The organism is Paenibacillus sp. FJAT-26967 (genome assembly GCF_001541095.1).
Lineage (GTDB): Bacteria > Bacillota > Bacilli > Paenibacillales > NBRC-103111 > Paenibacillus_F.
Map to the genome: position 1 here is coordinate 143,317 of NZ_LMXH01000001.1, position 24,254 is coordinate 167,570.

At 51.2% G+C, this 24,254-nt stretch carries 22 protein-coding genes; 18 read left to right on the plus strand and 4 right to left on the minus strand.

Annotated elements, in window-relative coordinates; all coding sequences use genetic code 11:
• Positions 1–136: 136 nt before the first annotated feature.
• Positions 137–1,081, plus strand: coding sequence for a sugar ABC transporter permease (locus AR333_RS00620; RefSeq protein ID WP_253735687.1), 945 nt, complete (start codon positions 137–139; stop codon positions 1,079–1,081).
• A gap of 13 nt (positions 1,082–1,094) precedes the next feature.
• On the plus strand, positions 1,095–1,958 hold the full coding sequence (locus tag AR333_RS00625; protein ID WP_068773425.1) for a carbohydrate ABC transporter permease: 864 nt from the start codon (positions 1,095–1,097) through the stop codon (positions 1,956–1,958).
• 13 nt (positions 1,959–1,971) lie between these two features.
• On the opposite strand, the gene AR333_RS00630 is transcribed toward AR333_RS00625, so the two are convergent.
• On the minus strand, positions 1,972–4,215 hold the full coding sequence (locus tag AR333_RS00630) for a helix-turn-helix domain-containing protein (RefSeq protein ID WP_068773426.1): 2,244 nt from the start codon (positions 4,213–4,215) through the stop codon (positions 1,972–1,974).
• Between the two features lie 274 nt (positions 4,216–4,489).
• Here AR333_RS00630 and AR333_RS00635 point away from each other — a divergent pair, with 274 nt between their 5' ends.
• The 9 genes from AR333_RS00635 (at position 4,490) to ptsP (ending at position 13,596) form a co-directional block, all read left to right on the plus strand.
• Positions 4,490–6,610 carry a BglG family transcription antiterminator gene (locus tag AR333_RS00635; protein WP_301336115.1) on the plus strand — a complete coding sequence of 707 codons (2,121 nt, stop codon included), beginning with the start codon at positions 4,490–4,492 and terminating at the stop codon, positions 6,608–6,610.
• A 26-nt stretch (positions 6,611–6,636) separates the two neighbouring features.
• A complete protein-coding gene (locus AR333_RS00640) occupies positions 6,637–7,074 on the plus strand; it encodes a PTS sugar transporter subunit IIA (RefSeq protein WP_068773428.1) in 438 nt (145 codons plus the stop codon).
• 2 nt (positions 7,075–7,076) lie between these two features.
• A complete protein-coding gene (locus AR333_RS00645; RefSeq protein ID WP_068773429.1) occupies positions 7,077–7,340 on the plus strand; it encodes a PTS sugar transporter subunit IIB in 264 nt (87 codons plus the stop codon).
• A 19-nt stretch (positions 7,341–7,359) separates the two neighbouring features.
• Positions 7,360–8,655 (plus strand): PTS ascorbate transporter subunit IIC, encoded by a 1,296-nt coding sequence (locus tag AR333_RS00650; protein WP_068773430.1) that lies wholly within the window; start codon positions 7,360–7,362, stop codon positions 8,653–8,655.
• Positions 8,656–8,805: 150 nt separating this feature from the next.
• Positions 8,806–9,798, plus strand: a complete 993-nt coding sequence (locus AR333_RS00655) for a phosphotriesterase (RefSeq protein ID WP_068773431.1) — start codon at positions 8,806–8,808, stop codon at positions 9,796–9,798.
• Positions 9,799–9,810: 12 nt separating this feature from the next.
• Positions 9,811–10,665, plus strand: a complete 855-nt coding sequence (locus AR333_RS00660; RefSeq protein WP_084783423.1) for a creatininase family protein — start codon at positions 9,811–9,813, stop codon at positions 10,663–10,665.
• A 134-nt stretch (positions 10,666–10,799) separates the two neighbouring features.
• Positions 10,800–11,534, plus strand: a complete 735-nt coding sequence (locus tag AR333_RS00665) for an SIS domain-containing protein (RefSeq protein ID WP_068775075.1) — start codon at positions 10,800–10,802, stop codon at positions 11,532–11,534.
• Positions 11,535–11,581: 47 nt separating this feature from the next.
• Positions 11,582–11,851 (plus strand): HPr family phosphocarrier protein, encoded by a 270-nt coding sequence (locus tag AR333_RS00670; protein WP_068773432.1) that lies wholly within the window; start codon positions 11,582–11,584, stop codon positions 11,849–11,851.
• Positions 11,851–13,596 (plus strand): phosphoenolpyruvate--protein phosphotransferase, encoded by a 1,746-nt coding sequence (gene ptsP / locus AR333_RS00675; protein WP_068773433.1) that lies wholly within the window; start codon positions 11,851–11,853, stop codon positions 13,594–13,596. Before AR333_RS00670 ends, ptsP begins: the two co-directional genes overlap by 1 nt.
• Positions 13,597–14,005: 409 nt before the next feature.
• On the opposite strand, the gene AR333_RS00680 is transcribed toward ptsP, so the two are convergent.
• On the minus strand, positions 14,006–14,626 hold the full coding sequence (locus AR333_RS00680) for a pyridoxamine 5'-phosphate oxidase family protein (protein ID WP_068773434.1): 621 nt from the start codon (positions 14,624–14,626) through the stop codon (positions 14,006–14,008).
• Positions 14,627–14,871: 245 nt separating this feature from the next.
• Between AR333_RS00680 and AR333_RS00685 the strand changes: the two genes are divergently transcribed.
• From AR333_RS00685 to AR333_RS00700, 4 genes are all read left to right on the plus strand, one after another.
• Positions 14,872–15,882: a Gfo/Idh/MocA family protein gene (locus AR333_RS00685; protein WP_068773435.1), complete on the plus strand. Its 1,011-nt coding sequence runs from the start codon at positions 14,872–14,874 to the stop codon at positions 15,880–15,882.
• Between the two features lie 158 nt (positions 15,883–16,040).
• A complete protein-coding gene (locus AR333_RS00690; protein ID WP_068773436.1) occupies positions 16,041–17,003 on the plus strand; it encodes an aldo/keto reductase family protein in 963 nt (320 codons plus the stop codon).
• A 671-nt stretch (positions 17,004–17,674) separates the two neighbouring features.
• Entirely contained in the window at positions 17,675–18,694 is a 1,020-nt protein-coding gene (locus AR333_RS00695) for an HNH endonuclease (RefSeq protein WP_068773437.1), read from the plus strand.
• A gap of 53 nt (positions 18,695–18,747) precedes the next feature.
• A complete protein-coding gene (locus AR333_RS00700; RefSeq protein ID WP_084783425.1) occupies positions 18,748–19,272 on the plus strand; it encodes an SMI1/KNR4 family protein in 525 nt (174 codons plus the stop codon).
• A gap of 104 nt (positions 19,273–19,376) precedes the next feature.
• Here AR333_RS00700 and mtnA read toward each other — a convergent pair whose 3' ends face one another.
• Both mtnA and mtnK read right to left on the minus strand, forming a co-directional pair.
• A complete protein-coding gene (mtnA, locus tag AR333_RS00705; protein ID WP_068773439.1) occupies positions 19,377–20,483 on the minus strand; it encodes an S-methyl-5-thioribose-1-phosphate isomerase in 1,107 nt (368 codons plus the stop codon).
• On the minus strand, positions 20,480–21,706 hold the full coding sequence (mtnK, locus tag AR333_RS00710) for an S-methyl-5-thioribose kinase (RefSeq protein WP_068773440.1): 1,227 nt from the start codon (positions 21,704–21,706) through the stop codon (positions 20,480–20,482). Before mtnK ends, mtnA begins: the two co-directional genes overlap by 4 nt.
• A 253-nt stretch (positions 21,707–21,959) precedes the next feature.
• Between mtnK and AR333_RS00715 the strand changes: the two genes are divergently transcribed.
• The 3 genes from AR333_RS00715 to sufC all read left to right on the plus strand — a co-directional run bounded on the left by AR333_RS00715 (position 21,960) and on the right by sufC (position 24,234).
• Positions 21,960–22,409: a Dps family protein gene (locus AR333_RS00715; RefSeq protein ID WP_068773441.1), complete on the plus strand. Its 450-nt coding sequence runs from the start codon at positions 21,960–21,962 to the stop codon at positions 22,407–22,409.
• A gap of 163 nt (positions 22,410–22,572) precedes the next feature.
• Positions 22,573–23,145, plus strand: coding sequence for a DUF1802 family protein (locus AR333_RS00720; RefSeq protein ID WP_068773442.1), 573 nt, complete (start codon positions 22,573–22,575; stop codon positions 23,143–23,145).
• Between the two features lie 252 nt (positions 23,146–23,397).
• Entirely contained in the window at positions 23,398–24,234 is an 837-nt protein-coding gene (sufC, locus tag AR333_RS00725) for a Fe-S cluster assembly ATPase SufC (RefSeq protein ID WP_068773443.1), read from the plus strand.
• Positions 24,235–24,254: the final 20 nt, after the last annotated feature.

The window sequence follows — 24,254 nt, forward strand, 5'->3', positions numbered from 1 at the left end:
GACCACTAGCCGCTTCAACTTCGTCAGATAGAAATTCCTCCGGCCGCGGATTCAGGAAATTCTGACTTTCTCGGAACGGAGGAGCTTTATCTATAAGTCTCTTCTAAGAATTTTACAGAAAAGGGGGAAGAATCCCTTGCAGGTATCAACGAAAGTGACGAGAAAAGCGAAGGAGAACTTGTCCTTTGGACGCAAGCTCAGACGGGATAAGTATTTGCTCCTCCTCCTGCTGCCCTGCCTGCTTTATTATCTCGTATTTAAATATGCACCCATCTTTGGCGTAGTCATCGCGTTTAAGAATTTCAATCTGTTTAAGGGCGTAATGGAAAGCGACTGGGTCGGCCTGAAGTATTTCTCCATGTTTTTCGGCAGTCCGGACTTCTGGCCTGTCCTTCGCAATACGTTCCTGCTCGGTCTGTACAAGCTGATCTTCGGTTTTCCGGCGCCGATCATTCTCGCACTGCTGATTAACGAAGTCCGCAAGTCGATTATGAAAAGATTCGTCCAGACTATCAGCTACCTGCCGCATTTTATATCCAACGTAGTTGTGGCGGGGATTGCGGTGATGTTCCTGTCGCCGACCAGCGGAATTGTGAACCAGCTCCTGAGCGCGATCGGAGCGGAACGGATCAATTTCCTCGTGGAAGCCTCCTGGTTCCGTTCCATCTATGTATCGACGGACGTCTGGCAGCACATCGGATGGGGAACCATCATTTATCTGGCGGCGCTGACGGCTATAGATCCGCAGATGTATGAAGCGGCCCGGATGGACGGGGCCAACCGCTGGAAGCAGATGCTGCATATTACTCTTCCGGGGATTACCCCGGCGATCGTCATCATTTTAATTCTGGATATTGGTAAAATACTGGAAATTGGATTCGAAAAAGTATATTTGCTGGCAACGCCGGCCACCTATGAGACCGCCGATATCATTTCGACTTACGTATACCGGGTTGGCTTAACTCAGGGAAATTACAGTTATGCGACCGCGATTGACTTGTTTACCGGGATCATCAGCTTTATCTTCATCATCGCGGCTAACGCCTTCAGCCGCAAAGTCAGCGGAAGCAGCATCTGGTAGAGGGGGAGAAGATATGAAACAACGGTGGAATTGGTTCGATGCGTTGAACACCCTGGTGCTCTTCGGCGTCGTAGCGGCCTGCTTGTATCCGTTCATTTATATGCTGGCCGTATCGCTCAGCGATTCGGCGGCAATTGCCCAGGGGAAGGTATGGCTGTGGCCCCATGGCTTTAATTTCGACATGTACCAGTATGTGTTTGAAGACGGGCGCGTGCTGAAGGGCTATAAGAATACATTGATTTACGTTACGCTGGGTACCGCAATCTCGCTGATCGTCACGGCTCTGGGAGCCTACGCGCTGTCCAAGAACAAGATGGTGCTGTGCAAACCGGTCCTTCTGATGATCGTCTTCACGATGTTCTTCAGCGGAGGCATGATCCCGACCTTCCTGGTCGTGAAGGAACTCGGCCTGGTCAACACGGTCTGGGGGATGGTCCTGCCCGGAGCGGTGGGAACTTGGAACCTGCTCATTATGCGTACCTTCTTCATGGGGATGCCGCAAGAACTCGAAGAGTCCGGCAAAATTGACGGACTGTCCGAGATCGGAATTTTCTTCCGGATTGTTCTGCCGCTGTCAAAGCCGGTACTGGCAACAATCGGCCTCTATTATGCGGTCGGCATGTGGAACAATTTCATGGGGCCGCTGCTCTACCTGCGCAGTGCGGATCTTCAGCCGCTGCAGGTTATCCTGCGCAACATCGTCCTTTCGGGACAGTTTACCGGGAGCGAAGGACCTGTGGTGGGCGATATTGTCATCGTGGAGGACGCTCTTAAGTTCGCGACGATTATGGTCTCCACCCTGCCGATTCTGATGGTATATCCGTTCATCCAGAAATATTTTGTAAAAGGAGCCTTGATCGGCTCCGTCAAAGGCTGATAGAGCCGGCCCGTCACCCGTTATTCCGGAGTATCGTTTTCCGGTAATCACCGGGCGGCTGGCCGGTTTCTTTTTTGAACATGCGGATAAAAGAAGTCACATTCCGGTAACCGATGGAGTTGCCGACCTCCTGGATGGATAACGAAGTCGATTCCAGCAGTTCCTTGGCTTTGGAGATGCGGATTGCATTCAGCTGATCGCTGAAGTTGCTTCCGGTCTTCTCTTTGATATAGCCCGATAAGTAGGTGGGCGACATGTTAAGCTTCTGCGCCATCAGATCAAGAGAAATATCCTCGGCGTAATGAGTTTCCAGAAATGTAATGACATATTGGATAATGTCGTAATTTTCTTCCCTCTTGAGCTTAATGGCACGCGCCGCTTCGGATATAAGCAGCTCCAGCGATTCCCGGTACTGATCCGGCGTTACGCTGTACGACAGCATCAGAGGGGTATCGGGACGCCATTCATGGACGATCTTCAGCAGCTCTACCGTCCGCCGGATCCGGAGCGCTGTGTGATCGGCGAACCGCTGCAGCTGTTCGGAAGTCGCCCCCTGCCGGTCCAGTCCTTCCAGGGCGCGCTGGACCAGCTGCCGGCAGGCGGTCTCACTGCCGGCTTGCAGGTTGACGTAGAATTCATGCTCCTGCTCCGTGGTAAAGCCGGTCAGCTCCGGCACAGGTTCTTTCTCCCATATAATTTGTGTCTCTTCCACCGGTTTGGCCTGCCCGATCAGAGATAGGGCCTCGGCGTAAGCCTGGTCGAAGTCTGCGGACTGCTGGAAAAGCGAAGACACGGCAATGGTAATCAGATAGGAGCTGCGGTCCTGATCGAATATCTGTTTTAACCGGCCCAGGCACTGCTGGAGCTGGCCGGATTTCTCGCCGGAATAGACGATCGTCAGAATTTGCTGGGTCTCCATTTGAAATGTATGAGACAGCGGGAAGGCTGCGCCGATCTGAAGCCGGATAATTTCCTGAATCTTGGCGGTCGCCTTCAGCATCAGCTCCTGGAGCCGGTCGGTCTGCAGCTGCCGGTATCTGAGCTGATGGACGACAATCATGAAGGCACCATCCCCGACCCACAGGTCCTTAGAAGCCTGCGGGTCTATTTCGATATTTTTGAACCGGGCCATGTAATTGTAGCTGGTCAGCATCGGCCGCGTACTCTCCATCCATGCCTTGATCTGCTGGCGTTCGTGCTTAAGACCCTGCAGATGATCAGAAATCGCATTAAATTCGGCGATACTCCCATGATACAGCTCGGTCTCGATCTGATTCAGACCGGTAATCATTTTCTTCAAAGGCCGGTTAATCGTACGGCTGAAGAAAAAGGAGGCCCCGATGCCGATCAGAACGGTCGCGGCAAATAACAGAAGCGCAATCCAGTTCATCCGGGTAATATTCTGGTTCAGATTGTCATGGGGAATGACGGTGACATAAGTAAAACCGGACTCGCTGCCTCTCTCATAGAAATAGTACGTTCCGTCATTCAGAATCCATTCCGCCTTGCCGTCCCAGGCAGGTAAATCTTCAGCCATTGCGGTTTCATCGGATTTGAAGAGAGGCTGGCCGACGGAATCCAGCAGAAAAAATTGCGAGCCGGGGCGTCCTTGATACGTCTCGTACCATTTTTGCATATCCACAAAAGCGATAATTTCGTAAGGGCTCCCTGTCACATTCGTTCGTATAGGAAGCAGAAGGACATTCCCCCGGTCGGGGTTTATCGTAAACGTCCGGCTCGGGAGGGTCAGCAGGAACCCCGGCTCATTGCCGCGGTTTTTCCAGAAATCAAGGGGATAGCTTTTATTGACATAGTAATAATCGAACATGCGGTCCTCATCGACCAGTCCGTCTTTCTCCAGAAGGAACGCATGGTTCCGGTAATAAATCATGACATTGTTGAGGTGGTAGTAGGGCTGTCCGACTAAACCTCTGATCTGAGCGGTGATTTTCTCAATCTGCAAATAATCGATCCCGGCTTTGCCGCTTCCTTCGGCCTGCCGCTGAACGTTGAGCACGTATTCGTCATGCTGCAGAGTAAGGAGGCTGCTTTTCCAGGTCTTGTACTGCTTCTCGAAGCTGTCTACGGTATTGCGGATCAGAGTCCGGTTATAGTGAACGATTTCGTTGCCTACATTGCGCGTGTAGAACGTTAAGGACCATATATTGTAGGACGAGAGTAAGACAATGACGATAAGAAAATACAGCAGCATTTTGACGAAAAGAGAATTAAACGGAAATCGTTTGGTTAAGTTCATGCGAAATCTCCTTATGTATACGCTCTCTTTACTAGTTTAGCGGAGAGTAGGGAGATGAGGAAGGAAATAGTTGCTACTTTACAACTTATTCATGAAAAATTTATTCTTCCATAATAATGAGATAGTCCGGATAGGAATAACCGGTTATCGGGAATGAATTCATTTTTGCACAAACCCGGCTACATCATTTGAACTGTCTTTAGTCCTATGTCCATAGGTATAATCAAGTCGAACCAACGAGTACACTAAGCGGCAAAGGAGTGGATGCCGTATTCTGGACGAACGCAGTACAAGGATCTTGGCACTTCTGCAGGAAGCTGCGGATTACGTGTCTCTGGAAGAATTAATGAAGAAGCTGGGGATTTCCCGGCGTACGGTCTATTACGATCTCGATAAAATAAACGATTGGCTCAAGCAAATGCATCTGCCGCCTGTGGAATATGTACGTTCCGCCGGTTACTATCTGCCGGAAGAAAGCAGGGCGGGCTTACCCGGTCTGTCGGGCAAATTGCCGCCGCAGTATTATTACTTCTCGCAGCGGGAACGGCTCTCCTGGCTGGCCGTGCAGCTGATATCGGCGTCAGATTCTCTATTCGTCCACAATCTGACTGACAGTCTTCAGGTCAGCAGAGGAACGGTGCTTAAGGATCTGAATCTCATCCGGCCTGAACTGAAGGATTTACGTCTGGAGGTTACCTATGACCGCAAGCTGGGGTACCGGGTCCGGGGCGAAGAGAGCGACCAGAGAAAAGCGCTGTCTCATTACCTCGGGAATGTGCTTGGTAAAGCGGGCTGGGAAACGGCTGTGAATCAGCTTCATAAGCTTCCCGGTTATGAACTGGCTAAGCCGGTGTTCCCGGAGAACAGTGCAGAACAGTTAAAAGAATTATCCGGGTTAATAGCTGAGAGTGAAAGGCTGCTTGGCCTGGAGCTTACGGATGAGATGGTCTTCAGTCTTACCGGACAATTTCTGTTAACGGTCCGCAGGATTCAGCTCGGAAGAGTCATCACTGTAGATGAGGATGAGCTCAAGGTACTGCGGCGCATGCCGGAGTACACCGCGGCCAGACAAATCGCGGATGGTCTGGAGAGTATGACCGGAAGCGCGATGCCGGAAGAAGAAGTCGGCTATATGACGATGCACCTTCTCGGAGCCAGACTGAACTGGATGGACCCGCTTGCCGGTACAGATGAGATGCTGGGGCCGCTGAAGAACGCAGCCCGCGAAATGACAGATGCCTTCCAGCGTTACGCCTGCTTATTCCTGCCTAACCGGGAGGTTATGGAAGAGAATCTGCTCGTTCATCTCAAACCTGCATATTACCGGATTCGGTACGGACTCGAATACGAGAATCCGCTGCTGGAGAACATCCGGTCGAAATACGGTGAAGTGTTCGAGCTGGCAAGGCGCTCAGCGGGGCCATTCGAGAAGCTGGTCGGCCGAAAGCTGGACGACAGCGAAATCAGTTATCTTGCGATGCATTTCGGCGGCTGGCTGCGCAGAGAGAACACACAGCCGGCAGCCAGAAGCAAAGCCGCGATTGTCTGCGTGAACGGAATCTCCGCTTCACGGATGCTGAAATCGCAGCTGGAGCATCTGTTCTCGGCAGTTGATATAACAGCCGTACTGTCGCTCAGAGATTACAAGGTGTTCGGCGAAGATGAAATTGATTTCATCTTCTCGACAATTCCGCTGCCGGACAGCCGGGTTCCAGTGTTCGTCGTAAACCCGATTCTGAGCGACAAGGACAAGGAGCATCTGCTGAATCAGGTGAATACGGCTTTGGGACGCCGCTCGCGGGTGCAGGCCAGTTCCGTTCAGGCACTGATGGATATTGTACGCAAGTATGCGGACATCAAGGATGAAGCGGGGCTGACCGACGAGCTGAACCGCTACATGTCAGCCGAGAAGACTTGGCTCAGCGAGTCGCGCAAGCCGGCGCTGGCCGATCTGCTGCCCGCTTCGATGATCCGGGTTCAGCCGCGGGCTTCAGACTGGAGAACGGCCATCCGGATGGCTTCGGAGCCGCTTCTGCGGGAAGGCCGCATCGAAGAAGCTTATGTCCAGGCGATGATCGATAAAGTCGAGGCGCTCGGTCCTTATATTGTCGTAGCGCCCGGCATCGCAATCGCGCATGGCAAACCTCAGGACGGGGTCAAGCGTCTTGGCATGAGTCTCCTGAGGCTGGAGGAAGCGGTCGCATTCTCGGATCAGGAGAGGCATCAGGTCCAGGTCATTCTGGTGCTTGCCGCTATTGATGGAGAATCTCATTTGAAGGCTTTATCCGAATTAACGATCCTGCTGCGCGAGGAGAAGAGCTTGACCCGGCTTAAGGAAGCCGGGACGATCCAAGAACTTGCGGGGCTGATCGGGCCAAATGGCAGTGGTAGATAGAATAGCTGTAACGGGAGAGATGAGAAATGAAATTTTTGGAACCATCACTGATTGCTCTTGATGTGGAAAGCGCAGCAGCGGAGGATGCCATCCGCAAGGCAGGGGAACTGCTGGTCCGTGCGGATGCAGCCGAAGCGCGTTACGTAGATGCGATGGTGGAATCTTACCGCGAGAAAGGGCCGTATTTCGTACTTGCGCCGCATATCGCACTGCCGCACGCCCGTGCGGAGGAAGGGGTTAAGGAGGCTTCGGTTTCTCTGCTCCGTCTGAAGGAACCGGTCGTATTCGGCCACGCTTCGAACGATCCGGTGAGACTCGTGTTCGCCCTGGGAGGCTCGACAAGCTCGGAGCACATCACGATGCTGCGCAAATTGACGACGCTGCTCAGTGAAGAAGGCAATATCGAGAAATTCATGCAGGCACCTGATGTAGAAACGATCCAACAACTATTAGGGAGGAATTAACAATGAAAATTTTATGCGTATGCGGTCTGGGACAAGGAACTAGCCTGATTCTGAGAATGAATGTGGAGAATGTATTAAGCGGCATGGGGGTTAACGCGGATGTGGAGCATACAGACGTATCCACGGCATCCGGTTCCCCGGCGGACTATATTATTACAAGCAATGAACTGGCTCAGAGCCTGGAAGGGCATTCGGCCAAAATCGTGATCGTGAACAACTACTTCGACAACAATGAAATTAAACAAAAATTAGAAGAAGTTCTGTAACTCATAAGGAGGGGTCTCCATGGACGTACTTTTTTGGATCGCTACCAACATTTTCGGAACACCGGCTATTCTGCTAGGATTTATCGTTCTGCTTGGTCTGCTGCTTCAGAAAAAGTCAGCCAGCCAGCTCGTAAGCGGTACCTTTAAAGCTATTATCGGCTTCCTGGTAATCGGAGCGGGTTCGGACGTTATCGTAAAAGCACTGAATGTATTCGAGCCGATGTGGAAGGAAGTCTTCGGACTTGAGACAGGCTCTCTGGGCACCTTTATGGGGCAGGAAGCGTTTAACTCCAAATTCGGGAGTGCAGTTACATTGGCTATGCTGCTCGGTTTTCTGATCAACGTAGCGCTGGCCCGCTTCACACGGTTTAAATATATTTACTTGACCGGCCATATGATGTTCTGGACGTCGACCGTATTCGCAGGTGTCATGGTACATGCTGCCGGAGATGTGCCGATCTGGAAACTTGTCCTGCTGCTTGCTGTTGTGCTGGGTCTGTACTGGACCTTCCAGCCGGCAATTACACAACCGTACATGCGCAAAATTACCGGCAACGACAACATTGCCCTCGGTCATACGTCCGCATCGGTAGCGCTCCTGTCCGCCTGGTTCGGTAAGCTGCTGGGCAACAAGAACAACGATTCGGAGAAAATCAAAGTTCCCAAAGGACTTGAATTTCTGCGTGATTCCAATGTCATTACGGCTCTGAGCATGGGGATTCTGTTCCTCGTCGGCGCCATCATTCTTTCCTTTAAAGGCACTCCCGGGGCTCAGGAGCTTATTGCCAAATCGGGAGACCAGAACTTCATTATTTATTCCATTATCCAATCGTTCACATTCGCCGGAGGTATCGCCATCGTACTGATGGGGGTCCGGATGTTCGTAGGCGAGCTTGTCCCGGCATTTAACGGGATCGCCACCAAGCTGGTACCGGGCGCAAAACCTGCGCTGGATGCTCCGATCGTATTCCCTTACGCACCTAACGCGGTTGTTCTCGGCTTTATCGGAGCGTTCGCGGGCGCACTGATCTGGCTCCTGGTTCTCGGCAACACCGTTGCTTACATTTTCGTACCGACGATGATCGTATTGTTCTTCCACGGCGCTACAGCCGGGGTATTCGGCAACTCGACCGGTGGTGTGCGCGGCGCGCTCATTGGCGGCTTCATTACCGCTACCGTCGTCGCCTGGGGGCAGTTCTTCATGGTGAAATTCCTGATCTCATCCACTGTACCGGACACGGCGATGTGGGCGGCCGATTCCGACATGTTCATAATCGGACCGATCCTGAGCTTCCTGGCGAAGCTGTTCTTCTAAGAAGCGCATAAGTATTTTTGGGGATTTCGATATAAAAACAAACAGCTCCCGGCTTCTGCCCGGACCTTGCTAATTCACTTAGCTCGCTGAGCCCGCACATTGTGGAAAAAAAGGCCGGGAGTGAACATAGATAGAGTGGAGGAGAAACGCATGAGCTATATCCGCACACTTCATGGAGATATTTCACCTAGTGAATTCGGTTTCACTTATTCTCACGAACACATCGTCTGCAGGCCTGCTTTCTGGCAGGAGCGTGGAGAAGATGATTTACTTCTCGACGATAAGAACAAATCCAAGCTCGACGTGCTGGATTTCAAAAAACACGGTGGACGCTCCATTGTCGACGCGACCGCGGTAGACTACGGACGTGACGTACAGGCCGTTCAGGAAATTGCCACGGAGACCGGCATTCAAATCGTCGGCACGGCAGGCTTCAACAAAAGCTTCCTGTGGGATGCGGCGATTAAAGAAGAACTGAAGCCGCTGACCGGTGATTACCGGACATATGCGGAGTGGATTGAGGCGAAAAGCATTAATGAACTGGCGGATTTCGTAATCCGCGAGGTGGAGGAAGGCCTGGAAGGAACTCCTTTTAAAGCCGGACAGGTGAAGTTTGGCACCGGCTATAACCGGATTACTCCGCTCGAAGAGAAAACACTGCGCGCTGTTGCCCGGGCTCATCATGAGACGAAAGCGCCCGTTCATTCTCATACGGAAGTCGGCACCATGGCGCTTGAACAAATCGAGCTGCTCAGAAGCGAGGGCGTGAATCTGTCCTATCTGAGTCTGGGGCATATGGACCGTAATCCGGACCCTTACTATCATGAACAGATCGCGGCGACCGGAGCTTTCATGTGCTTCGATGGGATCGGTAAGATCAAATACGCGCCGGAGAGTACCCGCATTGAGCTTATCTTGAATCTCGTACGCAAGGGCTACGAAGATCAGATTCTGATCAGCGGAGATACAGCGCGCAAGACCTATTACAAGCATTACGATTACGGGCCGGGCCTTGAGCATATTATCGCCAAATGGGTGCCCCGCTTCGTGGATGAAGCCAGCCGCAGCGGACTAAACGGAACGGAGTTAATCGAGAAGTTTTTTGTGGCCAACCCGGCAAGGTGCTTTACCTTCAAAAAATAAGGAGGGGACACGATGAGGTTCGAGACAGAAAACTCTTACGAGGTGCAGGACAAAATCCGACAATTCCGGGCGGCTATATTGCCTATTGGGGCGGTTGAAGCCCACGGTCCCCACTTGCCGCTCGGGACGGACAATTTACTGGCGGAGAGACTGGCCGGCATGCTGGCGGAGAGAACAAGCAGCTTCGTCCTGCCGACGCTCCCGTACGGACAGGTATGGAGCCTGCGTAATTTTCCGGGCAGCATCAACGTATCTAATGAAGCACTGATCCGGATGCTGACAGATATCGGAGAAAGCCTTTACCAGCAGGGTTTCCGTATTTTTGCCATGGTGAACGGTCATCTCGGCAATGCGGTTGCTCTGAAGGAAGCGGCGCGCGTGCTTTACGAGCGTGTCCCTGAACTGAAGGTCTATTACTTCTTTTATCCGGGAACGAGAGAAGTGACTGCCGAAGTAAGAGAAACAGTTTCGGCTCACGGCACCTATATGCATGCGGATGAAATTGAAACCTCCTATATGCTTTACCTCGCCGGAGAATATGTTGAGATGAGCAAAGCCATCGATGGCGCCCCGGTGATAACGGCTGAAGCGGACTGCACGCCGACGCCGTGGGAAGAGATGACCTCCTCTGCCGTGCTTGGCGATGCGACTCTCGCAACGAGAGCAAAAGGCGAGAAAATTATTGAGCGCAGCCTGGACGTGATGTCGGATATGCTGAACCGCGCCAAGGAAAGACTGGCAGTAGAAGAGAGAGCGGATAACGGAAGCAAAAGCAGCAATAACGAGAGTAAGCTGAACAAGGAAAGCAGGCCGAGAGAGCCTGGTCTTAAAAAGCGAATCGTTAATGGAAAGCAGCAACCCGTATAAAATCAGGCAACCGCTGTTGGCTGTGCCAATAAATAAGCAGTAAATGAGTTAACAGGACAGGCTGGCACAACTTGTTTAGGGCTCATAAGAAGGAGCGGCAGCCGTCCAATACAGACACCGGGGTGAGAGCTATGATGATGAATACGTATTTTGATCGAATTGGAGAACTGCTGAACAAGGTTCAACGTGAAGAATCGGCTCAAATGAGAGAAGCCGCAGAGAAAGTGGCGGCCTGCATAGAGGATGGCGGCATTATTCATTTGTTCGGCTGCGGACACTCGCATATTCTGACCGAGGAAGTATTCTACCGGGCAGGCGGGCTTGTGCCGATCCGTCCTATTTTTGTAGAGAAGCTTATGCTTCATGAGGGCGCTGTCCGTTCTTCCGAGCTGGAGAGACAGAATGATCTGGCTGTCGACTTCATGCAAGAGCAGGATATCCGCGAAGGCGAAGTGGTTTTTGTCCTGTCGACCTCGGGAAGAAATCCCGTTCCGGTTGACGTCGCTCTGATGGCGAAAGAAAAAGGAGCGTTTACTGTCGGGATCACTTCACTGGAATATTCCAAAAGTCAGCCGTCCCGTCATGTGAGCGGCAAGCATCTGGCCGACGCAGTGGATCTTGTTGTGGATAACTACTCCGTAAAGGGTGACGCTGTGCTTTCCCATCCTGGAATGAAAGTTCCCTTTACGCCAAGCTCCACCGTAGTGGGGGCGACCCTGTTGAATGCGATTTTTGCGGAAGCGATCGAGATTATGATTGAGCGAGGCACTCAGCCTCCGGTATTTTTGAGCGGCAATATTGACGGATCCGATGCTCACAACCATGCTTTGATCGAGAAGTACAAGGAGCGCATTACTTTACTATCTTAATCGGTAAGGTGCAGCGGGAAACGGAGATAGGTGGAGGAGGAAATAAGATGTATACACAAACCGTAACCATACTGAATAAGCAGGGATTTCACGTCCGTCCGGCACAGCTCTTTGCCGACAAGGCAGGAGAATCCGGGGCGGCTGTTAAGCTCAGAACAGAAGACGGCAAAGTAGCAGACGGTAAAAGCATGCTGGAGTTGATGACGCTGGGGATTGAAGAAGGAGCGGTCATCACGATCGAAGGCAGCGGAGACGGGGAGCAAGAAGTGGTTGAAGCGCTCGCTGCCCTTGTGGAAAGCAAGTTCGGTGAAGCCTGATGACGGAGCTCCGTATAGACGGAATCGGGGTATCCGAAGGAATAAGGTTAGCGCCAGCGTATGTGTACCGCCCGGCGGCTGTTTCTTATGGACAGCCGGAGGAAGCCCGGCAGTTTATTGACAGCAGTCAGGTAGAAGCCGAGATAGCGAAGCTCGGTGAGGCCCGGGAGCGCTGCGCTGCCGAACTGGAGGCGCTGACGGAGAAGGCCAAGGTCTCTGTCGGCGAAGAACAGGCGGGTATTGTAGCCGGACAGCGCAAGCTGCTCGATGACCCGGCCTTCTATCCGAAGATGGAAGCCCGCATCCGGGAACAGCATGAGACGGCCGGGGCGGCTGTAGCGGAGGTCATCCGCGCCGTGGCTGCTCTCTTCGAAGGCATGAAGAATGCGTACATGCAGGAGCGCGCCGCGGATATCCGTGACATAGGCGGCCGCCTCTTAGCCTGCCTGTCGCCGGAGCAGTCCCGGGGTCTCGCGGACATCCGCGGTCAAGTGATCCTCGTTGCGGATGACTTGACCCCGTCCGATACCGTGCAGCTTGATCCGGCCCTTGTGGCGGGTTTCATCACCCGCACGGGCGGAGCGACCTCGCACACCGCGATTCTCGCACGGTCGCTCGGCATTGCAGCTATCGTCGGCGCAGGCAGCTTAATAGACGGGATCGAGGACGGTGATCCTCTCGTCCTCGACGGGTCCGACGGGCTGTGTATCGCCCGGCCAAGCGAGCAGACGGCGGCGGAATACAGCCGCCGGATGGGGCTGGATCTCGAGCGCCAGAAGTCGCTTGAGGCCTATGCCGCGCAGCCGGCGGTTACCGCCGACGGCACGCGCGTAGAGCTCGCGGCGAACATTGGTGCCGCCGCAGAGGCGGAAGCCGCCCTCCGGCTCGGAGCGGACGGCGTGGGCTTGTTCCGCACGGAGTTTCTGTTCATGCACGCCAAGGAACTGCCGGGCGAGCAGGAGCAGTACCGTGCGTACCTGGAGGCTGCGCAGCTCATGGACGGCAGGCCGGTCATCATCCGCACGATGGACATCGGCGGAGATAAGGAACTGCCTTACCTGGAGCTGCCGAAGGAAGCGAATCCGTTCCTCGGCTACCGTGCGATCCGGATCGGCCTCTCCCGGCCGGAGCTGCTGAAGACCCAGCTGCGCGCGGTTCTGCGGGCCAGCGCCTTCAGTACGATGAAGGTGATGTTCCCGATGATCTCGGGCCTGGACGAATGGCGCCAGGCCAAGGCTGTTCTTGCAAAAGCACGGCTGGAGCTGGAACAGGAAGGCGTAGATTTCGACCGGAACATGGAAGTGGGCATTATGGTCGAAATCCCTTCCACGGCTGTTATGGCCGGATTATTCGCCCAGGAAGTCGACTTCTTCAGCATCGGCACGAATGATCTTGTGCAGTACACGCTGGCAGTAGACCGGATGAATGAGCATGTCGCGTACCTGTACGATTATTTTCATCCGGCCGTGCTTCATCTTATCCGCAATGTCATCGAAGCGTCGCATCATGCCGGCAAATGGACCGGCATGTGCGGCGGCATGGCAGGCGATCCGCTGGCGGCCCCGCTGCTGCTCGGACTCGGTCTTGACGAGTGGAGCATGGAAGCAGGGGGGCTGAGCCGGATGAAAGAGACACTGGCTCGTCTTGACCGCGACGCCTGCCGCAAACTGGCGGAGGACGTGCTGCGTCTGGATACTCCGGCTGCCGTCCGTCAGGCATTGAAGGATTTTGCAGCCGTGGAGTAAAGCTATGTAATGTGAATGAATGGAAAGCTTCCCTATCACCGTATGGTGGTAGGGGGGCTTTTTGTTAGTAAAATGGTTTAAAATGACTAGTGAACTAATTAGTAGATAACGGCAGTTCTAATAGGTGATTTGCAGGAAGATATGTTTTTGTCCGGTACCCCGGTAATTATGCCTTAGATGCAGGATAGTGCTCGGGTACCCTAAGCATTCTAGTTTTCGTGGTACAAGATCTAAACTGGAGCGAGCCGATAATTTAGAAAAGAATGTCAGCACGTATGATGAATCGGAGTCTGTAGTTACTGAATTATCAAACTGGCTGAGAAACAGGAAAGCAGAAAATATAAAATAAGCTGACAACGCCCCTATAACGGTGTCAGCTTTAATTTGTATCTCTAATTCCATGCAGAGGTCATTCTTCCTTATGGTGAGGACAATATGCTTTCATCAGTCTCAGCGTTTCCTCGTCGAGCTCGAGACCCCGCTCTTCCAGTCCGCTTATAACGCCTTCACGCTTGGCGCCTTTCATGTTCTGGCCGAATTTGAATTTGGCGGAGATATCGTCCGGGTCGATACGGATGACGGCGACTCCGTTTATCTGTTTGACATAGCCCGGGTCATCGAGCGTAACAGGATCGTAGCCCCCCTCAGGCTGCAGTTTGTGCATAAAGCTGACGAATGACCGTGCTTTCTCTTCCAGGTCCTCCACAAGGGTTGCCCGGCCTTTGATAATGACTGATTTGAAGAAAGCCGAGGCTGGACAAGCATACACCGGATCTGTGAAATAGGAAGGAATAAGCGCATATTCTTTGGCGACAGAGAAAGTTACTAAAGAGTCTCTCTTCATGTCCGCAATTTTCTCGCCGATTTTACTGCCGTGCGCATAGAGAGCGCCGTCCGTATAGACGAAATTGAGCGGCTTCAGGTTCGGATATCCGTCCTCGCCGACAGTTCCCAGTACGCCGAAAGTCATTTCACTTAGGAAGCTCTCAATTTCGCGCCATTCTTCCATGGCAAATTCTTTTCTCCTCATGGTGTGTCACTCCTGCTTGTTTTTTGTCTAATCATAGCGGGCCGGTTGACTTTTCAAAAGAGCCACTTTACGCTATTTTTAGTGGACCAGTTAGCCTATCTGGCTATTGACTTCATTGTGCTGAAAAAATGCACGCGTGTACACTTTTTCACAAAGGATTTGAAAGCGTCACCACGGCACTAAGTAAAAGAAAAAGCGAAACAGCATTTGACTGACCAACAGGACATACAGGCGGAGGTAACAGCATGTTAAAAGTAGCTTTGCTCAGCTTCTGGCACGTTCATGCGGCCGATTATGAGAAGGACGCCATCCGGCATCCGGGTACGGAGCTTGCAGCGATCTGGGATGAAGATGCATCAAGAGGTTCGATGGAGGCGAAGAAGCGGGGACTTCCTTTCTACGAGAAGCTGGATGATCTGCTGGCCGATCCGGCAATCGGAGGGGTCATTGTAACGACGCCCACCAAACTTCACCAAGAGGTTCTGATAGCGGCAGCAAGAGCAGGCAAGCATATTTTCACGGAAAAAGTCATTGCCTCCACATGGGCGGCATGCAGTGAAATCCTGCAAGCCGTGGAGGAAGCGGGTGTCGTGCTCACGGTGTCTCTGCCGAGACTGAACCAGCCCTATACGCTGGCTGTTCAGAACATCCTGGAGCAGAACCTGCTCGGCAGGCTGACTCTTGTGCGCGCGAGGCTGTCCCACAGCGGCGGACTGAGCCGGGAAGAAGGCGGCGGTTGGCTTCCGGAGCGCTTCTTCGATCCGGAAGCTTGTCAGGGCGGCGCGATGATTGATCTGGGCTGCCATCCGATGTATCTGACGCGGCTGTTTCTGGGCATGCCGGAGAGTGTGACGGCTTCATACGGGAGTGTGACAGGTCGCGGCGTAGAAGATAACGCGGTCAGCGTGCTCCGCTACCCGGACGGGGCGCTTGGGATGGTGGAAGCGGGTTTCGTGAACAGTTATTCCCCATTTGTGATGGAGATTCACGGAACCGAAGGAAGCTTGCTGTATTCCCAGCATGACGACAGACTTCTGCTCCGCACGCGCAAGCAGGAAGGAGCAGGCGAGAGCTGGACTGTGGTCCATGAAATGCCGCAGCCGAATCCGTCCGCCTTTGAACAGTGGGTGGATCATATCCGCTGCGGTACCAAGGCCGTGGCAAACGTTCAGCTGGCGGCTGACCTGACCAGGCTAATGGAAGCCTCTAACCGATCAGCTGCTGAAGGCTGCGCGGTGCAGATAGAGCGGGATTAAGATTTCTCTTGAGGAGAGACCTTCCCGTACCTTTTTCGAAATAAATAGTCGCAGACTGCCTTATTCCATTCTTTTCACGATAGATAAAGTACTCTATGCTTGTTTAGGAAGACCGGCCGTTCTACAGGCTGACCATAACTATTGGAGGTAGGGAACCGATGAAATACCGCAAATTGGGACGATCCGGATTGAAAGTAAGTGAAATCAGTCTCGGCAGCTGGCTTACATACGGGGGTTACGTCGAACGTGACAACGCAGTACAATCGATCCGCAAAGCGTATGAGCTCGGAATCAACTTTTTTGACACCGCCAATGTGTATATGCAGGGGGAAGCGGAGAAGGTCGTCGGAGAGACGCTGAGGGAATATCCGAGAGAATCTTATGTACTTGCTACGAAAGCATTCGGCCCTATGGGCGAAGGCCCCAACGACCGGGGACTTTCCCGCAAACATCTGATGGAGCAGGCGCACGCCAGCCTTCGGCGGTTAGGCACCGATTATGTCGATCTCTTTTATTGTCACCGCTATGATCCGGATACGCCGCTGGAAGAGACGCTGCGCGCTCTTGACGATCTTGTTACGCAGGGCAAAATCCTGTATGTCGGGGTGAGCGAGTGGACAGCCGCACAGATGGCGGAAGCTCATGCGATTGCTGACAAGTACTTGCTTGACCGCATCATTGTGAACCAGCCGATTTATAATATGTTCAACCGTTATATTGAAAAAGAAGTGATCCCGCTCGGCGAGAAAAAAGGCATCGGACAAGTGGTCTTTTCACCGCTTGCGCAGGGGTTATTAACCGGCAAATACAAGTCCGAAGAGGATATTCCGGCGGACAGCCGTGCGGCTAAGGTCGATTCCATGCGCAAGGCGCTTACGGCCGGGAACATCGCCAAAGTCCGGAAGCTCGAAGGCATAGCATCCGGGCTTGACATGACGATCGGCCAGCTGGCGCTTGCCTGGATTCTGCGCCAGCCGAATGTGGCGAGCGCACTTATTGGAGCCAGCAGGCCGCAGCAGGTGGAAGAGAACGCGGCAGCCAGCGGTATTGAGCTGCAGCAGGACGTCCTGGAGAAAGTCGAGGAGATCTTGTCCGGGAACTCCGGGGACTCCGGGAAGTAATCAACTCCGAAGGATAGCAAAAGACAGAGCAAGACCGCCTAAAAACATACCACAAAAGCACCGGCTTATACCGGTGCTTTTGTGCATTCTGCGCTTCTGTATTAAGGCGACTGCAGAATTCTTCCCGTTGTATCCGTTTCTTGAGCAGAGGGTGCACTCCTGCGCCCGTTAACGAAAGCGCAGAGGGCTCCCAGCAGCAGAGCCAGACAGCTGAATTTGAATACCAGCCCAAATGCATCGCCGTATGCGTGTCCATCACATCCTGAAGTTTGGGCAGGAGCGTCCGCAGCTCTGCCTTATCCCGGGAGAACGATTCTTGTACCTTCGCGGCAGAATCGGGTGGAGCAGCCCATGTTCAAGAGCCCGAAGGGTCTCCCTCACCGGAATCGAGCTAAGAAAGTAGAAGAATCCAAAAAAATCCAGTGCGGGATTAATACGGGCTGGCTTCTTCCTTATATTTCCCAATAGGATCATTTTCTAATAGAAAGTGGCCTGCGGCATAGACTATAGAAAAATTTGATGGCTCTATTGTTTGCTGGAGCAACTATAAAGAATCAAGAATCACTAAAATCTCCTTTTACATTTTAATACATTTATGGTATGAATAATCCAGAAAGGAGTGGCTCATTAAAAACATAGATTCATATTTTAAAATCTAAGGAGGAAGAGAAGTGAAAAAAATGCTCTCATTTGTACTTACGTTAAGTCTTTTTTTAAGTCTATCTATTACAACAGCTTTAGCTTCTTCGATTTCCCAAGAAAGGACTGTACCCAATACTAAAGTCGGTTTTGATAAGGTTAAAGATCAATTAAAATCTCTCCATAAGCTTGGATACCTTGATAAGGACTATTCGTATGATACATTTTCAGACTACAAGCCTAAATACTTTGAAAAATATAACGGTAATTTAGATATTTACAATGAAAGCACTCAAATAATTGCGTTGGACACGACTACCAAAAAGCAAATTAATGATATTCAGAAAATTATCGATGCAGCTGATACTAATTCTCTAGTAACACCTCAAAAATCAAGCTTAGCCTTCTTTGAGGTAAAATTCTTTTTTGGCGTAGGGAACGCTGATACGACTGATGCAGAAATTATTAATACTGGTACTGTACTTAGATGCTGGGGCATTGGATGCCCAAAAGAATATGAAATAAAACTTAGAACTCTTGTTTCAACAAATCAATATGGTTCTTATGGTATTTATGCTTCTATTTCAGAAGATGCCCGGGTTCTAGAAGATGTTATTGATACTGAAAAAATCTATAACACTCACTTCTGGAAGTATGACAATATTATATATGCAGAAAAAGATCCAAGTTGGCCGGCTGGAGCTCAAAACGGTACGATCCCACTTCTCTTGAATAAGAAGGGTTTAGCCTACCCGCTCAATTACTCTGACCCCCAATCAGGAATACCTTTATATGTTCCACCAACTAATCTTCCTGTGAATCAGGTAACCAGATCCAATGATTACCGTTCCAAATTTATATCTTATTATGAGGGAAACTGGGGAACCCCAACAAAATTCACATGGGGACAAGTCGAGGTTCATCATATGAAGCCATTGAAATATGGTGGCTCGAATGATTTTTACAACCTAATTCCATTAATGAATTATTTCAGCTCTTCCAATACAATTCTCAAACACTCGCAATTGACAAGATGGTGGGACTCTTATTAACATGAAATAATGAGAAGGAAAACCCTTCTTCTTAATAAAAAGTATGGAGATGTATGATGGAGATTACTCTGATTGAGAAGACTCTAACAGCTTTGAAAAAGAGATATCAAAGTAGTTCTTCTTTAACTGTTCAAGGTACAGGTGGATATCTTATTGAAACTAGCTCCCATTTCAATAAACCAAACATATCTTCACAAGTTGTTAGTTTTTTTAACGAGCACAACTGGGCAATTCCGGATGATTACAAGAAGTTTTTAGAAATGCATGACGGAGCAGTGATTTTTCAAGATAATTATTCTCAAAGTGGAGGCCTGCATTTACTTGGTTTAGATCATATTGAATTGGTAAGAGAAGAATATAACTATTTGTTTTCAGATCGTTGCTATCCCATTGCTATGTTTAATGCTTCTGTTATATTTATAGATTCTAACCGATTGGAAGAGAAATCTCATTATTTGTATTGGCAAGATTGCAGCGATAACATATCAATGAATCTTAAAGTAAGTTTTGAAGAATGGTTGGATTTGTTCGTAGTAACACAAGGTTCAGAATTTTGGTTATGGCCGATCTTCAAGTAAGAAAGGGTGAAAATCGTCCTTTACTCAAAATGGAAATAAGTAAGGATATAGGTTCTTGTTTTTCTCAAAACAAGAACCTATATCCTTTTCTGTATTCCTATGATCTATTCTTCGAACAATTTAGCTAAATTTTCGGTGAAAGGCGCCTTTACAACACCCTTTTCCGTAATAATTGCGGTGACATAATCATTCGGCGTTACATCGAATGCCGGGTTGTACACTTTCACGCCCTGCGGAGCCGTCCGCTTACCGAAGCTCTGCGTAATCTCTTCCTCTCCGCGCTCCTCAATCGGGATTTCTTCGCCGGTCGCGGTGCTAAGATCAATCGTGGACATCGGACATGCCACGTAGAAAGGAATGCCGTGCGCTTTGGCCAATACGGCTACGCTGTACGTGCCGATCTTATTGGCTACATCGCCGTTAGCCGCAACGCGGTCTGTGCCGACGATAACTGCCTGCACCCAGCCCTTCTTCATCACGGCACCCGCCATGTTGTCACAGATGAGCGTCACATCGACACCCGCCTGCTGAAGCTCGAAGGCCGTCAGACGCGCACCCTGCAGCACAGGACGCGTCTCATCGGCGAACACCTTCAGCGAGATGCCCTGCTCTTGGGCGAGGTAGAACGGCGCCAAGGCGGTGCCGTACTTCGCTGTAGCCAGGCCGCCGGCGTTGCAGTGCGTAAGCACACCCATGCCGTCCTCGAACAGCTCCAGCGCGAATTCGCCTATGCGGCGGTTGGTTTCTTCATCCTCGGCCTGGATTTGTATGGCCTCGGTGAGAATCGCCTGCTTCATTTCGCTATGAGAAATGTCCATTTGGACGAGCTTCTGCGTCAGTCGCTTCAGCCGGTCCAGTGCCCAGAACAGATTGACTGCGGTCGGCCGCGAAGTGGCAAGATAATCCGCCTGCTTCGCAACTTCGCCTGCGAGACGTCTGCGGTTGGCTTCGCGGGAGATGGCGGCGTCTTCCGCGGAATCTTTGAGGCCCAGGAAGACGCCGTATGCAGCGGCGATGGCAATGGCCGGGGCGCCGCGCACCTTCATAGAGCGGATGGCTTCCCAGACGCCGTGAACGGAATCAAGCGGCAGATAAACAATTTCTTCAGGCAGAAGACGCTGATCGAGAAGATCGAGCTGTTCTCCGTTCCAGCGGACCGATTGAAGCCAGCCGCGTTGTCCTTCCGAATGTGTGTCAGTTGTTGAGGTCATTTCACTACTCCTTCTCTTGAAACTGCCGCATCGCGGGCGATTGCAATCAACTCGTCAATCGATGCCGCTTTGCGGTGGTGCTTGATCAGGGAGGTACCGACAGCGAGCGCCAGAAGCTGGGCTTTCTCACGGGCGGAGGCATCTTCGATGCCGTCAATGTCCGCTACATGCGACAATCCGTAAATACGGCGCACCATTTTGCATCCGGCGTAGCCAATCGTTTCCTGCAGGACGCGATTCATATACCAGTCCTGATAAGCGGGGGTCTCCGACATCGGATCTGTGATGTCGTTATCCCATAGAGTTCGGAATTCACGCTCGAATACAGTCCAAACCTCTTTGACGGTTTCCAGAAGATATTTCCTGTAGTCCGCACGTTCTGCTTCGTCTGTACTCCAGCCTTCCTGAGCGGCATAGTTCAGGAGCAGATTCGCAAGGAGGGCTCCGATATCAAAACCCATCGGTCCGTAGTAGGCGAATTCGGGATCAATCACTTTGGTGGAGTCGGCTTTGATGAAAATACTTCCTGTATGCAGGTCGCCATGCAGCAGCGACTCCGCCCGGGTCAGGAACGTATTGCGCAGAATGGCCACTTCCAGATGAAGATCATGATCCTTCCAGATTGCCTCGACGGCATCCTTCAGATGAGCCTCGATGTTATTGTTGGGCGAATCCCGGTACGGATCGTCAAAAATCAGATCCTCTGTAATTTTGCATAACTCAGGGTTGATGAACTGGCCGACTTGGAGTTTCTTCTTCTGCTGGTTCATGCCAAGATCTGATGTATAGAACAGCGTGCGCGCCATGAAGGTGCCGATATGTCCGGCGAACAGAGGATAACGGTTATTCTCCATAAGACCTTTACGCATGATGACATGATCGCTCAGATCTTCCATGACGGTGAGCGCTAAATCTTTCTCATAAGCAAATACATGAGGGACGAGTTCCGGACAGAATGAAGCTTGCAATTGCAGAGCTTCGCTTTCAATACGCGCCCGGTCCAGGGTCAAGGGCCATGATTCACCCACAACTTTGGCATAAGGAAGGGCCTGCTTGAGGATAAGACTGCGGCCTGATTGTTCATCGGTAATGTGAAAAACAAGATTAAGATTGCCGTCTCCGATTTCACGGCTTGTCAGCTGCGCATCAGCCGCAAAAATATTCGGCAGCTCTTTGGCATATGCTATCGCTTCCGCTTCGGTAAGTGCGCGGTAAGTGGTCATGGGCAGTTCCTCCTGGTAGTTGTATGCAAAGACGGGTCGCTCCGGTGATCCGTTAATTCCGACTTAAGCACTAGTATAAATGAAAACCCCCCTTCATGAAACTGCTTTTACTGAAAAAGAAGGTCGTTTTTATCCTCTCTTTGGGTTCTCCGGCTTATTCCGGCTGCCGCTTCGGCTCTAAAAGGACTTGTACATAAAATGAAGGCGATTCGCCTACACTAGCCGAAGAACACGAGATCAGGAGGATTAAGAGATGTCAATTGCTATCCGTTCCGCTCATAAAGTGCTCAACCGTCAGGTTGCCAACTGGACTGTATTGTTCGTTAAACTGCATAATTTTCACTGGAATGTGAAAGGTCATGAGTTTTTTACCCTGCACGTTAAATTCGAGGAATTGTACAACGAAGCGGCTAATTATGTCGACGAGCTTGCAGAGCGCCTGCTCGCGGTAGGCGGGAAGCCGGTGGCGACGATGAAGGAAAGTCTTGAACTCTCCAGCATTAAAGAAGCGGCCGGCGGTGAGAAACCCGATGAAATGGTGCGCAGTCTCCTTGGAGATTTCGAAACGATCATTGGAGAGCTGAAGCAAGGAATCCAGGAGGCCGACGAGGCCAAAGACGAGGGAACAGCAGATATGCTGCTGGGCATCAGTGTGGCTCTTGAAAAGCATCGCTGGATGTTAAGCTCTTTTGCAAAGAACTGAGTCCGATTAACCTGCTAGTGGCCGGCAGCCCCCGACTGGGGGCGCTGGTCTTTTTGCGCACCTGTGCCGGTCATTGCACTGCCCCGGTTTGCCATTACGGGAGGGGGACCTCTATAATAGAGTGAAGTGAGCCGATAACTTGGGCACAAAGAGGTGATTTGATATGAACCATCCCCTTATCGCGTTAAAAGAGTGGGCAGCCGCTGTGCAGGCGCTGGAGCGCGGAGATCAGATTCTGATCATGCGCAAAGGCGGAATCCGCGAGGAAACGAAGCATTTCAGCGTTGTTTCCGATGCTTTTTACCTGTATCCGACTTATGAGCATCAGAAACCTCATCTTGTTAAAGACGAGAACAGGCAGCATCTGGAGGCCACTGTCCACGAATGGAACCCGGAGGACAGGCAGGTCACGATTTCAAGCTGGGCGGAGCTCGTCCGGGATATCGAAATCAGTGATCCTGAAATGCTGAATCGTCTGCTGCCTTTTCATATTTGGACGGAATCATTCGCGGAAGAAAGACTCAAATGGAAACGCAAGCACCCGCTTCATGTAATGGTGCTGCGTGTGTACAAGCTCGATCAGCCAGCCGTGCTTCCTGTCCTGTCCGATTATGAAGGCTGCAAGTCCTGGATAGAGCTGCAGACCGATCTTGCCCCCGCCGGGCGAACGCCAGTACTGAGCGATGAAGCTTTCCAGAAGATTCTGACGGAGCTGGATCAGGCTTTGGCCGAGTAAAGCGGATTGAAGCGGACAGAGCATACTTAACATACATATTGACAACCGGAAAGTCTGCTGGATACACGGGACAAGCAAAATAAAATGAAAAAGCTCAAACAAAGGCGTTTAGGCTTGAAAAGCCGTGCATAATGTACTTTCTTGATTAAAGTAGGCGGGATAGTCTATCATGAGGCTATTGAGAATCATTGATAATCATATTAGAATGATTATAAAGTGAAATTCATTTAAAAGTTGGAGGGTTAATTCACTATGGCAAATGCACCCGTATTTAAGATAGAGGGTCTGAAAGCAGCAATCGAAGGTAAAGAAATTCTGAAAGGCCTCAGCCTGGAAGTTAAGGGCGGCGAAATCCATGCGATCATGGGACCGAACGGAACAGGTAAAAGTACGCTGGCATCCACGATCATGGGTCACCCTAAATACGAAGTAACGGAAGGGTCCATTTCCCTTGACGGTGAAGACGTGCTGGAAATGGCCGTTGACGAAAGAGCGCGCGCCGGTCTATTCCTGGCTATGCAGTATCCAAGCGAGATTGCCGGCGTGACCAATGCCGACTTCCTCCGCAGTGCGATCAATGCCCGCCGTGAAGAAGGCAGCGAGATCTCTTTGATCAAATTTATCCGCCAAATGGAAGGCAGCATGAAGGAGCTCGAAATGAATCCGGAATTCATGCACCGTTACCTGAATGAAGGATTCTCCGGCGGTGAGAAGAAACGGAATGAAATTCTGCAAATGCTCATGCTTGATCCTCGTATCGCGATTCTCGACGAGATTGACTCCGGTCTGGATATCGACGCACTCCGCATCGTCGCTCAAGGTGTGAATGCTATGCGCAGCGAAGAACGCGGGTTCCTGATCATTACACACTACCAGCGTTTGCTGGATTATGTAACGCCGGATTTCGTCCATGTCATGATGCAAGGCAGAATTGTTAAATCCGGAGGTCCTGAGCTGGCTCAGCGTCTGGAGAAAGAAGGCTACGACTGGATTAAAGAAGAACTCGGCATTGTTGACGAAACGGTGGGTCATGATGACGAACAGGAATTTCAAGTACCTATGAATACGACTGCACCGAAATACAATTAATGGCCTGGGCTATTTAATTT

Coding starts and splice junctions, on each gene's coding strand:
- AR333_RS00625 (WP_068773425.1), top strand. CDS start 1,095: ATGAAACAACGGTGGAATTGGTTCGATGCGTTGAACACCCTGGTGCTC.
- AR333_RS00630 (WP_068773426.1), bottom strand. CDS start 4,215: ATGAACTTAACCAAACGATTTCCGTTTAATTCTCTTTTCGTCAAAATG.
- AR333_RS00640 (WP_068773428.1), top strand. CDS start 6,637: ATGAAATTTTTGGAACCATCACTGATTGCTCTTGATGTGGAAAGCGCA.
- AR333_RS00645 (WP_068773429.1), top strand. CDS start 7,077: ATGAAAATTTTATGCGTATGCGGTCTGGGACAAGGAACTAGCCTGATT.
- AR333_RS00650 (WP_068773430.1), top strand. CDS start 7,360: ATGGACGTACTTTTTTGGATCGCTACCAACATTTTCGGAACACCGGCT.
- AR333_RS00655 (WP_068773431.1), top strand. CDS start 8,806: ATGAGCTATATCCGCACACTTCATGGAGATATTTCACCTAGTGAATTC.
- AR333_RS00660 (WP_084783423.1), top strand. CDS start 9,811: ATGAGGTTCGAGACAGAAAACTCTTACGAGGTGCAGGACAAAATCCGA.
- AR333_RS00665 (WP_068775075.1), top strand. CDS start 10,800: ATGATGAATACGTATTTTGATCGAATTGGAGAACTGCTGAACAAGGTT.
- AR333_RS00670 (WP_068773432.1), top strand. CDS start 11,582: ATGTATACACAAACCGTAACCATACTGAATAAGCAGGGATTTCACGTC.
- ptsP (WP_068773433.1), top strand. CDS start 11,851: ATGACGGAGCTCCGTATAGACGGAATCGGGGTATCCGAAGGAATAAGG.
- AR333_RS00680 (WP_068773434.1), bottom strand. CDS start 14,626: ATGAGGAGAAAAGAATTTGCCATGGAAGAATGGCGCGAAATTGAGAGC.
- AR333_RS00685 (WP_068773435.1), top strand. CDS start 14,872: ATGTTAAAAGTAGCTTTGCTCAGCTTCTGGCACGTTCATGCGGCCGAT.
- AR333_RS00690 (WP_068773436.1), top strand. CDS start 16,041: ATGAAATACCGCAAATTGGGACGATCCGGATTGAAAGTAAGTGAAATC.
- AR333_RS00700 (WP_084783425.1), top strand. CDS start 18,748: ATGATGGAGATTACTCTGATTGAGAAGACTCTAACAGCTTTGAAAAAG.
- mtnA (WP_068773439.1), bottom strand. CDS start 20,483: ATGACCTCAACAACTGACACACATTCGGAAGGACAACGCGGCTGGCTT.
- mtnK (WP_068773440.1), bottom strand. CDS start 21,706: ATGACCACTTACCGCGCACTTACCGAAGCGGAAGCGATAGCATATGCC.
- AR333_RS00715 (WP_068773441.1), top strand. CDS start 21,960: ATGTCAATTGCTATCCGTTCCGCTCATAAAGTGCTCAACCGTCAGGTT.
- AR333_RS00720 (WP_068773442.1), top strand. CDS start 22,573: ATGAACCATCCCCTTATCGCGTTAAAAGAGTGGGCAGCCGCTGTGCAG.
- sufC (WP_068773443.1), top strand. CDS start 23,398: ATGGCAAATGCACCCGTATTTAAGATAGAGGGTCTGAAAGCAGCAATC.